Here is a 14,763-nt window from a genome sequence, read left to right as displayed (position 1 = left end):
GTATGAGCCAGACCGTCGTTGCACTCCCGAATCCGCGCCTGCCGCAGCGGCGCGAGCGGCTGCAGGATGTGCCTATCGCGGGCGACAAGAAGATCCTGCTCGCCGCACCGCGCGGCTACTGCGCCGGCGTCGATCGCGCCGTCATCACCGTCGAGCAGGCGCTGGAGCGTCACGGCGCTCCCGTGTACGTGCGCAAGCAGATCGTGCACAACATCCATGTCGTGCGCGAACTCGAGGAGAAGGGCGCGATCTTCGTCGAAGAGGTCGACGAAGTTCCCGAGGGCGCGCTTGTCGTGTTCAGCGCCCACGGCGTCTCTCCGGCCGTCGTCGACTCGGCAGCGACGCGCGGCCTCCGCGCGATCGATGCGACGTGCCCGCTTGTGACGAAGGTGCACCGCGAGGCCAAGCGCTTCGCGCGTGACGACTATCAGATCCTGCTCGTCGGGCACGAGGGGCACGAAGAGGTCGAAGGTACGGCTGGCGAGGCTCCCGACCACGTGACGGTCGTGAACAATCCGGATGAAGCGGACACGGTCGAGGTCGAGGATCCGTCGAAGCTGGTCTGGCTCTCGCAGACGACCCTCTCGGTCGACGAGACGATGGAGACGGTCCGCCGACTGCGCGAGCGATTCCCGCACCTGCAGGATCCCCCCTCGGACGACATCTGCTACGCCACGCAGAACCGTCAGGTCGCGATCAAGAAGATCGCCGAGCATTCCGACCTCGTGATCGTCGTCGGGTCTGCCAACTCCTCGAACTCGGTGCGCCTTGTCGAAGTCGCGCTCCAGTACGGGGCGAAGGCCGCCTACCGGATCGACTACCCGGACGAGGTCCGCCAGGAGTGGCTCGACGGCGTCAAGACGATCGGGATCACGAGCGGCGCAAGCGTGCCCGACGTGCTGGTCGAGCAGCTGATGTCCGAGCTGACGCACGCGGGATACTTCGACGTCGAAGAGGTGCGCACGGCGGAGGAGGACCTGATCTTCTCCCTCCCGAAGGAGCTGCGCGGCGACGGTCCGCGTGGCGGCCGACGGGAAAGCGCGTGACCGACGCCGGCGAGCGGCCGCGCCCGCAGTTCGGCGCGTTCGCGACGCCCGAGGAGCAGAGCGTGCGCAGCGGACGTGCCGTCGAGCCCGTCGACCCCGCGCTCGTTCCGCGTGACATGCCGCCGGGCGTCGAGCCGCGGGTGACGCCCGGTGCGCGTCGCGGCAGGTTCGGCGATCGCGTGGCGACGGTCGCGCTGCTCGTGTTCGGCCTCTTCATGGTGCTCGACAGCATCTCGGCGTACACCGATCCCGCAGCGCTCCTCGACGCTCTCCGACTGGATGTCGAACTCGTCGACTACGCGCGCCAGCGCGCAGCCGGCGTGGTCGCTGTCGTCGTGATGCTCATCGGGTGGCTGGCGACGACGTGGTTCGTCTGGCGACGCGGGGTCGCGGGTAAGTCGATGTGGTGGATCGCGCTGATCGCCGGGGTCGTGTTCACGATCATCGGTGGGCTGATCGTCGCGATTCCGCTCGTGTCGGATCCGAACGTCTTCGCGGCTTTCGCCGAGATGCAGGGCGTCGCTCTCTAGTTCCCCCCTACACACACAGAACGGGCCCGGCGAATGCCGGGCCCGTTCTGTGTGTATACGAGTCGTCAGGCGCTGATCGACTTGCCGTGGGATCCGAGCTGCTTCGTGGCCTCGACGACGCGCGCCGCCATGGCCGACTCGGCGACCTTGCCCCAGGCGCGCGGGTCGTACTTCTTCTTGTTGCCGACGTCGCCGTCCAGCTTCAGCACGCCGTCGTAGTTCTCGAACATGTACCCGGCGACCGAGCGCGTGAACGCGTACTGGGTGTCCGTGTCGATGTTCATCTTGATGACGCCGTTTGCGACGGCGGTGGCGATCTCCTGGACGGTGGAGCCGGATCCACCGTGGAACACGAGGTCGAGGGGCTTCTCGCTGGTGCCGAACTTCTCGGCGATGCCGGCCTGGATCTCGCCCAGGAGCTCGGGACGCAGCTTGACGTTGCCGGGCTTGTAGACGCCGTGCACGTTGCCGAACGTCAGCGCCGAGATGTACTTGCCCTTCTCGCCGAGACCAAGCGCCTCGACCGCCTTCGTCACGTCGCCGACGGTCGTGTAGAGCGCGTCGTTCGAGCCCTCGTGGGTGACGCCGTCCTCTTCGCCGCCCACGACGCCGACCTCGATCTCGAGAATCGAGTTGATCGCGTGCATGCGGGGGAGCAGTTCCTGCGCGATCTGGATGTTCTCGTCGAGCGGCACGGCGGATCCATCCCACATGTGCGAGTTGAAGATCGGCTCGCCGCCGGCCTTCACCTGCTCCTCGCTCGCCTCGAGCAGCGGCAGGAGGAAGCTGTCGAGCGCGTCCTTCGGGCAGTGGTCGGTGTGCACGGCGACGGTGACGCCGTAGCTCGCGGCGACCGTACGTACGTACTGGGCCATCGCGATCGCGCCCGTGGCGCGCGCCTTGACCGTGTGGCCGGCGAAGTAGTCTGCGCCGCCCGTCGTCACCTGAATGATGCCGTCGGAACCGGCCTCTGCGAGGCCCTGGAGAACGGAGTTGATCGTCTGGGAACTCGAGACGTTGAATGCGGGGAAGGCGTAGCCGCCCTGCTTCGCCCGCGAGAGCATTTCGGAGTACTGATCCGGAGTTGCAACCGACATGACGCGGCTCCTTCGAGAGGTGGGAAATGGCCCTCCCACCCTATTGCGTGGCGTCGCCCACGGAAACTTGACCGCCGTCCTCGACACACGCGAAAGATTCGCGAATCCTTCGTCGGATCGCGGAGTGAAGAACGCGGAGTGCTGTCATTCGCGCGGCTACGCTCGAGATCATGACTGCCGATCACGAGATCCATGACCCCGACGATCTGATCCCGCTGCAGCCCGACCGCAACATCGCGCTCGAGCTCGTGCGCGCGACGGAGGCCGCGGCCATTCGGTCCGTGCCGTTTATCGGCCGCGGACAGAAGGAGCTCGCTGACGGTGCAGCCGTCGACGGCATGCGCGCGTTCTTGACGACGGTCGAGTTCGACGGCGTCGTGGTGATCGGCGAGGGCGAGAAGGACAACGCCCCGATGCTGTACAACGGCGAGCACGTCGGCACCGGTCGTGGGCGCTCCTACGACATCGCTGTCGACCCGATTGACGGCACGACGCTGACGGCCGAAGGGCGCAATAACGCTCTGAGCGTGATCGCGATGTCGGACCGCGGCACCATGCTCGATGCGTCGAGCGTCTTTTACATGGACAAGATCGTCACCGGACCCGAGGGCGTCGGCGTCGTCGACATCCGTCTGCCGATCCAGGAGAACATCGCACGCCTCGCGAAGGCGCTCCACAAGCCCGTCGAGGAGCTCGTCGTGTCGGTGTTGAACCGGCCGCGCCACGAGCAGTTGATTGCTGACATTCGCGAGACCGGCGCTGGTACGCGTCTCATGAGCGACGGCGACGTCGCGGGCGGGATCAACGCCGCACGCCACGACGCGCGAACGGACCTGTGCGTCGGCGTCGGTGGTAGCCCCGAGGGCATCGTGACGGCGTGCGCCATCAAGGCGCTCGGAGGCCACATCCAGGGCCGGATGTGGCCGCGCGACGACGAGGAACGGCAGAAGGGCATCGATGCCGGGCTCGCGATGGATGAGGTTCTCGAGGCCGACGACATGGTCAGCGGCAGCAACACGATCTTCGTCGCGACGGGAGTCACCGACGGCGCGCTCGTCGCCGGTGTGAAGCGTCAGGGCGGCTACCTGTATACCGAGAGTGTCGTCCTGCGAGGACACTCCGGCACGCTGCGACGCATCTCGAGTGATCACCTCGAGTCGAAGTGGCTTTAAGCCGGCGCGTGAGATACTGGGCGCATGAGCGACAACTCGGAGACGACCCCGTCCGACGGCGCGCGCGCCGTCGTGGCGGACGCGAAGGATCCGGCCAGACGCCCTGACGTCCTCTTCCGCGTGCGGCGTCCCGCAGGCACCGAGCCCAGCATCTGGTGGTCGATCGGCGGATTCGTTTTCGTGTCGGTCGGTGTGCTCGTCTCGCTCAATCTGATTCCGGGCTGACCTCCTCCGCGGCAAGCAATTCTGGCGCGGACACACGCCGCACGGGAGCGTCGATCGCCCCCGGTGATTCGGAGTGGGCGAGCTTCGACGCGTCGATGCCGGGGAATCGGCGCGCCGTCACTAGGACACGCGACTCCAACGACCCCACCAGGTTGTTGTACGCGTCCACGGTGCGTTCGATGGCCCGCCGCATGTCGCTCGCGTGTCCGCCGAGCGTGCCGAGTCGGTCGTAGAGCTGATTGCCGAGGTCGAAGAGAGTCCGCGCTTCTTCCGACACCTCCTGTTGTGTCCACGCGAACGCGACCGTCTTGAGCACGGCCCACAGGTTGACCGGGGAGGCGAGCGCGACGCGCTTGCCGAAGGCGTACTCGAGCAGCGCGGGATCCTCCGCGAGCGCCGCGGAGAGCACGGACTCGCTCGGGATGAAGCAGACGACGAACTCCGGGCTTGCATCGAGGCCCGCCCAGTACGCCTTCTTCGCGAGAGCGTCGACATGTGCCCGCACCGCCCTGACGTGCTTCTGGAGCAGGGCGCTGCGGCGCGCGGCCTCCTCGCCGACGGCGGTGACAGGAATCGCTTCCGCATCGAGGAAAGCCTCGAGCGGCGCCTTGGCGTCGACCGCGATCGACGTGCCGCCGGGAAGATGCACGAGCATGTCCGGTCGCCCCGATCCCGCGTCGGACGTGATCGACGACTGCTCATCGAAGTCGACGCGCGCGAGCAGACCCGCCGACTCGACGATCCGGCGCAGCTGCGTTTCGCCCCACACTCCGCGGGAGGTGTTCGACCGCAACGCCCCGGCGAGCGACTCCGTCGTGGCGCGCAGCTGCTCGTCGATCTTCTGCGCGCTGCGCAGCTGCTCACTCACCTGTCCGAACTGTTCGGTGCGTTCACGCTGCATCTCGTCGACCCGCTGCTGCATCCGGTGCAGCGTTTCACGGACAGGGGAGAGCGCCTGCAGCACCGCGTTCTCACGGCTCTGGCGTTCGATCTGTTCGTGGCGCTCCGCACGATCGCGCTCCAGCGCTTCCGCCGTTCGCCGCTCCTGGCGTTCGAGCGCGGCGCGCAACTCGCGTGCCTCGGCGGTCGCGCTCGCCGCCTCGGCCTCAGCCGATGACGCCCGAGCGGCCCGCGCGAACCAGCCGACCGCCACGCCGACACCGATGCCGATCAGCACCATGAGTACCCAGATCACGTCCATGGGTCCACTCTCGCGCCGACCACCGACAAACGTGGGCGGCGCCCCGCGGTGTGCGGGTTCTCGCCGCGGGGCGCGTGATCACACGGTCTGGCCGCTGTGCCGTCCTTCGGCAACCTCTTCGAGTAGCTTCGCGTTGAAGGCGGGGAGGTCGTCCGGCGTGCGGCTCGAAACGAGGCCCTGATCCACGACGACCTCTTCGTCGACCCAGGTCGCGCCAGCATTGCGAAGATCCGTCTGCAGACTGGGGAAGCTCGTCAACGTGCGTCCGTCGAGCACGTCCGCCTCGACGAGGATCCAGCCCCCGTGGCAGATCACGCCGACGGGCTTGTGCTCGGCGAAGAAGCCGCGCGTGAAGGCTACCGACGGCGTGTCCATGCGGATCGCATCGGCATTGACGACGCCGCCCGGAAGGACGAGAGCGTCGAAACCATTCGGCGACGCATCGGCTGAGACAAGGTCGACAGCCTGGACGTGGCCGTCTTTTCCCGTGACCTCACCAGGCTCTGGCGCCACCATCGTCAGCTGCGCTCCCGCGGCGGCCAGCGCCTGCCAGGGGCTCGTTAACTCGCTGTCTTCGTAACCGTTGGTGGCCAGGAACGCGACCCTGGCCTGACTCAGTTCCATCATCTGTGTTTCCTCCCTGACATCGATCGACTCGTCCGCGCCGCCGGCCGGATGGCGTCGGGACGTCACGCCCGGTCGGCGAGACGATCCTCGCCCTGGTGTTCGGCGCAATGTGCACAGCAGAAGATGCGCTCGCCTGCCTGCACGCCGTGGCCGATGATCCGGCATCCGCAGTGCGCGCACGACGGCGCGAAGGCGTGGATCGCGCACTCGAAGCTGTCGAAAACACCCACGCGATTTGCCTGGGTGATGGTGAACACATCGTCATACGTGTTCCCGCACACGTCACACGTTCCTGTGGTCTCCTCGAGATGGGGTGCGTTGGTCATCGTCGCTCCTCTCGTCTGCCGCCAGTGTCGCCGCACACACCGCGGATGGCACGGGGGCTGACAGCCCTCTTCTCGGCCGGTACACTGCCGCGCTTCGCGAGACGAGTGCAATGAGGAAGCGCGCACCCTCCCCACGTAGACTGTTCTCCCGTGGCTCTGACAATCGGCATCGTGGGACTTCCCAATGTGGGCAAGTCGACCCTGTTCAACGCACTCACCGAGAACGACGCGCTCGCCGCCAATTATCCGTTCGCGACGATCGAGCCGAACGTGGGCGTCGTCGAGTTGCCGGATCCGCGACTCGATCGCCTTGCCGAGATCTTCGGATCCCAGAAGATCCTGCCCGCGCCCGTGTCGTTCGTCGACATCGCGGGCATCGTGCGCGGCGCCAGCGAGGGCGAGGGGCTCGGAAACCAGTTCCTCGCGAACATCCGGGAGGCCGACGCCATCGCGCAGGTCGTGCGCGGCTTCACCGACGACGATGTAACCCACGTCGACGGCGCCGTGGATCCCGCGAGCGACATGGAGACGATCAACACCGAGCTGATCCTCGCCGACATGCAGACGCTCGAGAAAGCCGTGCCGCGCCTCGAGAAAGAGGTCAAGGGTAAGAAGGCGGATCCCGCCGTGCTCGCCGCGGCTACAGAGGCCCTCGCGATCCTGGAGACCGGGAAGACGCTCTTCCAGGCCGGCTTCGACACGACACCGGTGCGCGAGCTCGGGCTTCTCACTGCGAAGCCGACGCTGTTTGTCTTCAACGTCGACGAGGGCGTCCTGACCGACGACGCCCGCATGGCCGAGCTGGCCGACCTCGTCGCGCCCGCCAAGGCCGTGTTCCTCGACGCGAAGGTCGAATCCGAGCTCATCGGACTCGACAAGGAGGAGGCGCTCGAGCTTCTCCAGTCGCTCGGGCAGCAGGAATCCGGCATCGACCAGCTGGCGCGTGTCGGTTTCGAGACGCTGGGACTGCAGACGTACCTCACGGCCGGGCCGAAGGAGGCGCGTGCGTGGACCATCCGCAAGGGGTGGACCGCGCCGCAGGCCGCCGGCGTCATTCACACGGACTTCGAACGCGGATTCATCAAGGCCGAGATCGTCTCGTTCGCAGACATCGATTGCCACGGATCCATGAACGAAGCAAAGTCGGCGGGCCGCGTGCGCATGGAGGGCAAGGACTACGTCATGCAGGACGGCGACGTGGTGGAGTTTCGGTTTGCGCTTTAACCTCTGGTGGCATGGCCGCGGCCTCCCCGCTAGTCGGCTTCGGTCAGCAACACACCCGCCCGTCATCTCTCACGCCACCTTCAAGGTGAGCAGGTGCTTTCGCGCCAGTGCTGATGCTGTCTGACCGTCGCGGTCGGCGATGGCGTCGAGGATGTCCTGGTGTGCGTGCTGGTCGGCATCGCTGCCAAACTCGCCGCGCAGTCGCAACATGTCGATCATGGCTTGGCGGCTGCGCGGAGTGAAGCTATCGAACAGGTCGACGAGGATCGGGTTGTGTGCCGCCGCAATGATCGCTCGATGAAAGGCGATGTCCGCGTCAACGTGCATGTCGATGTCAGTTCGCTGTGCGTCACGTTTATCCGCGGCGTGCCGTATCGCGCGTAGCTCAGCGGGGGAGCGCCGCTCGGCCGCGAGAGCCGCAGCTTCGACTTCGATGGCGATGCGCGCTTCGATCACCGAGTTGATGTCTGCCTTGCGCAGCGCTGTGCTCCAGTCCTCGACGACATCGAGCGCAGCTACGAAGACGCCAGCTCCTTGTCGCGTAGCCAGCACGCCCTGGCCCGCTAGACGGCGAATCGCTTCGCGCACAGTCGACCTGCCGACCCCGAGCTGCGGGCCGAGAGTGTTCTCCCCGGGGAGCTTTGATCCCAGTGGCCACTCGCCAGCCCGAATCCGATCGAGGAGCAGATCTGCCGCTTGCTCTGCGAGCGGGGTGCGTTGCACCTGTGCCATGAAGCCTCCACTTCGCTACTTGTCTGAGAAGTTGTGTAGAGTCTAGCCCATGCCCCAGCGACTCCTCCTTCGCCGCCGCGCCAGGAACTGACCCGACCAGACACCTGCGCGCGGAGTGGCTCACCCTTGCTGGTCTCCCTCACTTCTTGCGCGCCGTGTCTCTGCGCGCTCTGGATCGAAAGAAGCACATGAGCACGACCTCTTCCTCTCCTCGAACCCGCAACCGGCTGGGCCTGTGGGCACTGACCGCCACCCATGCAGCGAATGACTTCTACACCGGCGCAGTGGCAGCGCTGCTGCCGTTCTTCGTGCTCCACGCGGAGTACTCCTATGCCGCAGTTGCAGGCATCACGCTTGCTGCGACCGCACTGTCGAGCGTTGCCCAGCCGATGTTCGGATACCTCAGCGACCGCTACGGGATGCGCTGGATGAGCCTGGCTGGCCTTCTTGCCGCCGGCGCTGGCATCGCCTTGAGTGGCATCTTCGCCGACTCGTATGCGGCCGTGTGGATCGTTGTGGCGATCTCCGGCATCGGCGTCGCCGCGTACCACCCGGCAGCGACAATGGAAGCCCGCGAGCTCGGCGGCGGTACCAGCGGATCGATGAGCCTGTTCTCCGTCGGCGGGAACGTCGGCGTGGCCCTGGCACCGTCGGCCGTGATTCTCGTCGTGGGAACCTTCGGGCTGTCTGGCTCGGGCTTCCTTATCATCCCGGCAGTCGTGCTGGGGCTGGTCTACGTACTGGTCTCGTGGCGACACCTGTTCTCGCGGACGGTGGCTGCCGAGCGGGCACCTGCCGTTACAAAGGTTTCGATCCCCGACGACTGGCGAGCCTTCCTGTGGCTCAGCGCGGTGCTGGCCACCTGGTCGGTCGCCTACGTCGGCACCTCGACCTTCATCTCGCTCTACTCGATCCAGCGATTTGATGTCACCACTGGCCTCGCCTCGATCGCGCTGTCGGTGTTCCCGGCGGCCGGCGCAGTGGGAACCCTCGCCGGCGGCTGGCTCGCGGACCGCGTCGGACGACTGCGCGTCGTCCGTACCGGCTATCTGCTGGCGGCTATCTCCACCATCGCGATCGTGCTCGCACCGTCCCCTGTGGTGGTGATCATCGCGACGGCGATCCTGGGCACCAGCCTGTTCCTGCCATTCGCTGCGCAGATCACGCTGTCGCACTCGTACCTGCCGAACAGGATCGGCATGGCCAGCGGTGTCACGCTGGGACTGACTCTCTCACTGGGAGGCCTGGTCAGCCCGCTGCTGGGATCCATCGCGGACCAGACGAGCGTCCAGTCAGTCTTCGTTATCGTCGCTGTACTGCTGGTAGCTGGCTTCGCGCTCTCGTTCATCCTTAAGGAGCGCCGGAGCGGCCCCGTCCAGAGTCTTCAGCAGCAGGACCAGAGCAGCGAACTGGAGAACGTCAATGACTGACCAGGAGATCCTCCGCCTTGAAGCTGTGGACTTTGTGCGGGAATCCCGTCAGATTCTCACCGGCATCAACCTGACGGTTCGTGCGGGGGAGCGATGGGCGCTGATCGGCCCTAACGGAGCTGGCAAGAGCACCATCCTGAGCATGTGTGGCGCGGTGAAGCACCCGACCCGCGGCAGCGTCCATGTGCTGGGACGTAAGCTCGGCCGAGTCGACATCCGGGAGCTGCGCGAGCGCATCGGACATGTCAATCCCCGCCACCCGCTCAGCTCTCCGCTCACAGTTCGGCAGGTGATTCTCACCGGCGCAACGGGCACGACCGAGCTCATGCCGCGCTGGACTCCCGACCCCGTCACCCAAGCCCGTGTTGACGAGCTGACCGAGATGCTCGGACTCGCAGGGCTCGAAACGGCAACCTGGCCGACGATGTCACAGGGCGAGCGAGGACGGGCTCTCATCGCGCGTGCCCTGCTCCCGGACCCACCGCTTCTGCTACTGGACGAGCCCTCCACAGGACTGGACGTCGCGGCGCGCGAGCAGTTCCTCAGCACCGTGGACCAACTGCACCGGTCCCGCCCGCAACTTTCCACCATTCTGGTGACGCATCACTTGGAGGAGCTGCCCACAACGACAACGCATGCGATGTTGATCAAGGGCGGTCAGGTGCATGCTGCTGGACGAGCCCGAGAGGTCTTGACGACCGAACTGGTGAGCGAGTGCTTCGACCATCCGATCGAGATCGAACACCGCGCTGGCCGCTGGCAGGCACGAGCGCTGGTGAGGGCCTGAATGGTCAGGATGCGCATGGCCGTTGACTCTGCGTATCCAGAGGTTGGTATCTGCGGCGATGTGGTGGAGTTCAGGTTCAACGTGTGAGTCGGAGTCGGCCGTTGTCGGGCGACACTCGTCGCATGCCATAGCTCTGACTTAGGTGGCTCTGCCTGGTTCTCCAATTGGTTGGCGACACGGTTGATATTGCCGGCCGAGGTTCTTATTGCCAGGGGAGTTGTGTGGTTACCGGCTCTGGTGTGGGCGCTGACTGAGTGGCTGCGAGACGCTTGATCGATTGTGGTGGCTCGCCAATTTGGAACGCTGATACGCGTTCGGCGACTCGCACGGTGATGTATGAGCCTTGCTCCGGAACTTCGTCAGGGATCGCGATCTCGTGCTCCCCGGGCGCGAGTACGCCATCGGCGATGATCGCAGAGTGAGGGATCGGTTCCGGGAGCGGCTCGAACGTCGCCCACAGTCCCTCGACCACCACCCGAGCCGTGCTGGTGTGCGTGACCCGGACTACGCGATTGTCGGCGTCGTACTTCACGCCGGGAGGGGTTCCGTCAAAGAATTCCTTCACTTGGGCTGCCAACAGCGCCGCGATGCCCCCTAACCCCTGGATGAAGCTCACATTGGGGTTGAGGTCACGGATCTCCGTTTGCAAGGCTTCTTTAGCCTGCGGTGGCACCATGCCGCCGAAAATCACGAGGGCAACTTCACGCATGTCGTAGTCGTCGAGCACCCGAGCAACTTGGTTCGTCGCATTCGCCGCGTAGCCGCGTTCGCGCAGTATTGAGACCGCGTCGAGGAGCACGGGTGCAGAGCGCCCGATGATCAGAACCCGCTTTGTTGTGTTTGTCATTACATGGCCCTCAGTCGATGGTTCAGTGTTGGTGCGACCAACATAGCTGATGTTGGTCGCACCAACAAGTTGGCAGTACGCTGAAGTATGCGTAAGCACTCCACGCCGGCTCGCACGCCGGACCGACTCAAAGACCGCCCCACGTGGCTGTTGGGGAGAGCCGTAGCTCGGTCCTCGGTACTCCTGACGACCGGGTTCGCGGCTCATGGGGACGGATTGCGCGGCTACCACTACCGTCTACTCGCCTCGCTTGAGCAGTGGGGTCCGGTTAGTCAAGCTGACCTGGGCCGGGATACGGGCATCGACCGAAGCGATGTGACCGCAGCCCTCGTCGACCTGGAATCGCGTGACTTCGTCGTGCGTGACGTTGACCCGAACCATCGGCGTCGCAAGATCGTTGCGATCACCGACTCGGGATCGGCGACGCTGCGCAAGCTTGACGAGGTGCTCGACAGTATCCAAGAGGAGTTGCTCGCACCGCTTACGCCGGCCCAGCGGAGGCAGTTCGCTGAAATCATGCCCCGACTCGGCGATGAGGGTGAGGCCGATGTGTCGCCCGGGGGGTCGTCGACCTAGTGGACTCTGCCTGCGACGCCTTCCTCATGAGGTTGGTTTGTTCCGGAATCTGGTGGAGTTCCGCTTTAACGAATGAGCACGTTCGGGTTGCACTTATGACGCCTGCACGAGTTCTCACCGCAGGTGACCGCGGTGTGCTTGCTGCGATGTCCGGCTTTTTTGCTCGCTCGGGCCAGATGTCGGGCGTGGCACCTCGCTGACGCGAGGGCCGGACGAACCACGAGTCACGACCGTTCGAGAGCGCGGGCCCCGGGTCGGCCAAGGCTCACGGTTACAGGCGATTCAGGCCGCTCCGGTGACGCGGAGAAGGTCGAGCTTGTTCTCGTCTGTGGTGTCTGCGGCAGCGGTATAGGCGACTATGCGCAGATCAGCACCCGGCACGGAGAGGACATCGCAGTCGAGCGTGATCGCGCCGACCTTGGGGTGCTTGATCGTCTTCCGACTGCTCGTGTGCTCGGCCGGTGCGGCGTCGTTCCAGTGCCGGGCGAAATCGGCAGAGACTGCGCGGAGTTCACGCACGAGCGAGGCGAGCCGCCGGTCGCTGGGATATCGGGCCCGTGCATGCTTCAAATCGGCGACGATGCTGCGCTCGAAATCATCGGTTAGCGCCGGCGGCGAGGGGCGCAGGGACCTATGCGCGGCCCCGTCGCCGAAGATCGCCCGAGCAAGATTGCGTTCGGTCTCCGGAAGTCGTCCGGGGGGTCCGTGGAGCGTCGCCCAGGTCGGGTTCCATATCAGCAACGACCAGTCGGCGGCGAAGACGCCGACCGCTGCGTCTCCGAGTCGGGAGACGAGGCGCTGTACGCCGGCCGGGATGAAGTCGGACACCATGCCATCCCTTGGCGGCAGCAGTCCGGCGGAGATGAACAGGGCGTCGCGCTCCGCGCCCGATAGCTGCAATGCTCGGGCAAGCGAGGCGACGACCTGAGCCGACGGGCGGGTCGCCCGGCCGCGCTCGAGACGCACGATGTAATCGACCGACAGTCCCGCGAGCTGTGCGAGTTCTTCTCGCCGCAGGCCGGGGGCGCGACGGCGCAGTCCTGCTGTCAGGCCGACATCATCCGGGGCGAGCCTGTCACGCCACCGATGCACCAGATGCCCGAACTCCGACGCTTCCATGTCCTTCATTCTTGCGCGACCGCGCGCCCGGAGACTAGGCACTGACAGTCCTCCGTCTCAATGGGGCCCTGGCCGTCATGCGGCGGTCGACGAAGACTCGTCTCCGGATCGCTCTACGTCCGTCAGCATCGATGCCAACTGCAAGGAGGAGCCCATGGCTCAGCACACTATCGTCATGACCGGAGCGACACGAGGGATCGGCCGAGTCGCCCTCGACCGCATCGCCGCGCTCGACCCAGACGCCCACCTGGTCCTGCTCGCCCGTGACGAGGCCAGCTCCCGATTGGCAGCCGAACTCACCGCGGCAGGGCACGCGGCGTCGGGTATCGCCGTCGACCTGCTGTCCCTCACGGGCACGCGCCAGGCTGCCGACGAGGTTGTGCGGAGACTGGATGCTGGCGAACTGCCGCCGCTGCGCGGTTTGGTCGGCAATGCGGGGCTGCAAATCACGAACGACCTCACCGAGAACTCCGAAGGCCTGGAGGCGACGTTCGCCGTCAACGTGCTCGCCAACCATGTGCTCCTCCGTCGCCTGCACGATCGCTTCGTGTCAGGGTCGAGGATCACGCTCACGGTCAGCGATACTCACTTCGGCGATTTCCGTCACAATCTCGGTATGGTTCCCGGCCCGTCCTGGCAAGAGCCGGAACGTCTGGCGCGGATCCGCGCCTTCCCTGATCCGGAGAGCGTCGTGGCGGGTCGCACCGCGTACTCGACGAGCAAGTTGGCCGCCATCCATCTCATCCACGAGCACGCGCGCCGTCTGCCGGGCGGCGTTGACATCGTCGGATATAACCCAGGGTTCGTTCCCGGTACCGACCTCGCGAGGGCCGCCGACGCGTTCTCACGTTTCGCGATGCGCAGGGTCATGCCGCTGATGACCTTGACGCCGTTGGCGACCAGCAAGGGCGCAGCCGGGCGCTATCTCGCAGACGCGGCGCTCGGCCGCACGCGGGCGACGACTGCGGCCTATATCAACCGCGGTGCCGAGGAGCGTTCGTCCGAGGAGTCCTACGATCCGACTCGCGAACGTCAGCTCTGGGACACCGCCGAGGAACTCACGCGATCGCTCCACTGAGCGGCGGCGATGGGCGATCCGGTGATGGTCTCTCTGCCTCGTCGTCCTCAGGCGTTGCGGCAGTCGGGGTCGGCAACGCACACGCCCCGATTCCGCGCGCCCTGACCGTGGTGCGCCCACGGGGGAGCGCGTCGCGCGACTCCGACGCGGCCAGCGTTCTTGCGTAGGTACAACGATCGTTGTACCTTGGGTGCATGACTTCGACGCGAGCCGCCATCGTCTCCTCCGCCGAGCGCACCTTCGATCACCATGGCTTCGCGGCCACGGGCATGGACCGCCTGACGGAGGCCGCTGGCGTGTCAACGCGCACACTGTACAAGCATGTGGGAAGCAAGTCGCTCCTGATGGTCGCCGTGTTGGAAGAGCGTGCGGACCGCTTCTTCGCCGCTCTGTTGGTCGAGAGCGTGGACGCGCTGTTCACCGGTCTCGGACAGTGGGTCGCCGAGGAGGGTTCCCGTGGCTGTCTCTTCCTCCGGGCGCAGGGCGAGACTGCCGGCGAGGACGAGGGTGTGTCCGCGGCCGTCGCGTCGTACCGGGACCGGCTCCGCGCGCTGATCCGCCGCGTCGTCGCCCGCGACCTCGGCCACGACGACGAACGAACCGCGACGCAGGTGCTGCTGCTGTTCGAGGGCGCGACCTCGGCCGCCGCCTACCTCGGCCCCGACTCCATCGAACGCGCCCGGGAGGCCGTGGCTGTGTTGATGTCAGCACCTCCCCACGACCACGATTCCGAACGAAAGGCCTGA

The 14,763-nt window shown here is 66.1% G+C and carries 17 protein-coding genes; 10 read left to right on the top strand and 7 right to left on the bottom strand.

Going from position 1 to position 14,763, the window contains the following annotated elements; genetic code table 11:
- Positions 1-2: 2 nt before the first annotated feature.
- Positions 3-1,046 (top strand): 4-hydroxy-3-methylbut-2-enyl diphosphate reductase, encoded by a 1,044-nt coding sequence (locus IEW87_RS11980; protein WP_188712423.1) that lies wholly within the window; start codon positions 3-5, stop codon positions 1,044-1,046.
- Positions 1,043-1,576, top strand: coding sequence for a DUF6264 family protein (locus IEW87_RS11975; RefSeq protein ID WP_188712422.1), 534 nt, complete (start codon positions 1,043-1,045; stop codon positions 1,574-1,576). The genes IEW87_RS11980 and IEW87_RS11975 overlap by 4 nt, the downstream gene beginning before the upstream one ends.
- A 65-nt stretch (positions 1,577-1,641) precedes the next feature.
- Here the strand turns inward: IEW87_RS11975 and fbaA are convergent, their stop codons facing one another.
- Positions 1,642-2,673, bottom strand: a complete 1,032-nt coding sequence (fbaA, locus tag IEW87_RS11970) for a class II fructose-bisphosphate aldolase (protein ID WP_188712421.1) — start codon at positions 2,671-2,673, stop codon at positions 1,642-1,644.
- Between the two features lie 170 nt (positions 2,674-2,843).
- Between fbaA and glpX the strand changes: the two genes are divergently transcribed.
- A complete protein-coding gene (glpX, locus tag IEW87_RS11965; RefSeq protein WP_188712420.1) occupies positions 2,844-3,845 on the top strand; it encodes a class II fructose-bisphosphatase in 1,002 nt (333 codons plus the stop codon).
- Between the two features lie 24 nt (positions 3,846-3,869).
- Entirely contained in the window at positions 3,870-4,070 is a 201-nt protein-coding gene (locus tag IEW87_RS11960; protein WP_188712419.1) for a UDP-N-acetylmuramyl pentapeptide phosphotransferase, read from the top strand.
- Here the strand turns inward: IEW87_RS11960 and IEW87_RS11955 are convergent.
- The 3 genes from IEW87_RS11955 to IEW87_RS11945 all read right to left on the bottom strand — a co-directional run bounded on the left by IEW87_RS11955 (position 4,051) and on the right by IEW87_RS11945 (position 6,224).
- Positions 4,051-5,271, bottom strand: a complete 1,221-nt coding sequence (locus IEW87_RS11955; protein ID WP_188712418.1) for a DNA recombination protein RmuC — start codon at positions 5,269-5,271, stop codon at positions 4,051-4,053. The two genes, IEW87_RS11960 and IEW87_RS11955, sit on opposite strands and share 20 nt — an antisense overlap.
- 78 nt (positions 5,272-5,349) lie before the next feature.
- A complete protein-coding gene (locus IEW87_RS11950; RefSeq protein WP_188712417.1) occupies positions 5,350-5,898 on the bottom strand; it encodes a type 1 glutamine amidotransferase domain-containing protein in 549 nt (182 codons plus the stop codon).
- Between the two features lie 62 nt (positions 5,899-5,960).
- Complete coding sequence (locus IEW87_RS11945; RefSeq protein ID WP_188712416.1) at positions 5,961-6,224, bottom strand: metallothionein; 264 nt, start codon at positions 6,222-6,224, stop codon at positions 5,961-5,963.
- 150 nt (positions 6,225-6,374) lie between these two features.
- Here IEW87_RS11945 and ychF point away from each other — a divergent pair, with 150 nt between their 5' ends.
- Entirely contained in the window at positions 6,375-7,448 is a 1,074-nt protein-coding gene (gene ychF, locus IEW87_RS11940) for a redox-regulated ATPase YchF (protein ID WP_188712415.1), read from the top strand.
- A 69-nt stretch (positions 7,449-7,517) separates the two neighbouring features.
- Here the strand turns inward: ychF and IEW87_RS11935 are convergent, their stop codons facing one another.
- Entirely contained in the window at positions 7,518-8,180 is a 663-nt protein-coding gene (locus IEW87_RS11935) for a FadR/GntR family transcriptional regulator (RefSeq protein ID WP_188712414.1), read from the bottom strand.
- A gap of 188 nt (positions 8,181-8,368) precedes the next feature.
- Between IEW87_RS11935 and IEW87_RS11930 the strand changes: the two genes are divergently transcribed.
- Complete coding sequence (locus tag IEW87_RS11930; RefSeq protein ID WP_188712413.1) at positions 8,369-9,610, top strand: MFS transporter; 1,242 nt, start codon at positions 8,369-8,371, stop codon at positions 9,608-9,610.
- Positions 9,603-10,397, top strand: a complete 795-nt coding sequence (locus tag IEW87_RS11925; RefSeq protein WP_188712412.1) for an ABC transporter ATP-binding protein — start codon at positions 9,603-9,605, stop codon at positions 10,395-10,397. Before IEW87_RS11930 ends, IEW87_RS11925 begins: the two co-directional genes overlap by 8 nt.
- A gap of 202 nt (positions 10,398-10,599) precedes the next feature.
- Here the strand turns inward: IEW87_RS11925 and IEW87_RS11920 are convergent, their stop codons facing one another.
- Positions 10,600-11,244 carry a hypothetical protein gene (locus IEW87_RS11920; protein ID WP_188712411.1) on the bottom strand — a complete coding sequence of 215 codons (645 nt, stop codon included), beginning with the start codon at positions 11,242-11,244 and terminating at the stop codon, positions 10,600-10,602.
- Between the two features lie 87 nt (positions 11,245-11,331).
- Here IEW87_RS11920 and IEW87_RS11915 point away from each other — a divergent pair, with 87 nt between their 5' ends.
- Positions 11,332-11,820 carry a MarR family winged helix-turn-helix transcriptional regulator gene (locus tag IEW87_RS11915; protein ID WP_188712410.1) on the top strand — a complete coding sequence of 163 codons (489 nt, stop codon included), beginning with the start codon at positions 11,332-11,334 and terminating at the stop codon, positions 11,818-11,820.
- 282 nt (positions 11,821-12,102) lie between these two features.
- Here IEW87_RS11915 and IEW87_RS11910 read toward each other — a convergent pair whose 3' ends face one another.
- Positions 12,103-12,939, bottom strand: a complete 837-nt coding sequence (locus tag IEW87_RS11910; protein WP_229731129.1) for a helix-turn-helix transcriptional regulator — start codon at positions 12,937-12,939, stop codon at positions 12,103-12,105.
- A 154-nt stretch (positions 12,940-13,093) separates the two neighbouring features.
- Between IEW87_RS11910 and IEW87_RS11905 the strand changes: the two genes are divergently transcribed.
- Complete coding sequence (locus IEW87_RS11905) at positions 13,094-14,017, top strand: SDR family NAD(P)-dependent oxidoreductase (RefSeq protein WP_188712408.1); 924 nt, start codon at positions 13,094-13,096, stop codon at positions 14,015-14,017.
- 194 nt (positions 14,018-14,211) lie between these two features.
- Positions 14,212-14,763 (top strand): TetR/AcrR family transcriptional regulator, encoded by a 552-nt coding sequence (locus tag IEW87_RS11900; RefSeq protein WP_188712407.1) that lies wholly within the window; start codon positions 14,212-14,214, stop codon positions 14,761-14,763.

Origin of the sequence: Microbacterium faecale (assembly GCF_014640975.1) — a bacterium.
Taxonomy (GTDB): Bacteria; Actinomycetota; Actinomycetes; order Actinomycetales; family Microbacteriaceae; genus Microbacterium; species Microbacterium faecale.
Note: the sequence above shows the minus strand (reverse complement) of the source record. Positions and strands in the feature narration are given on the sequence as shown.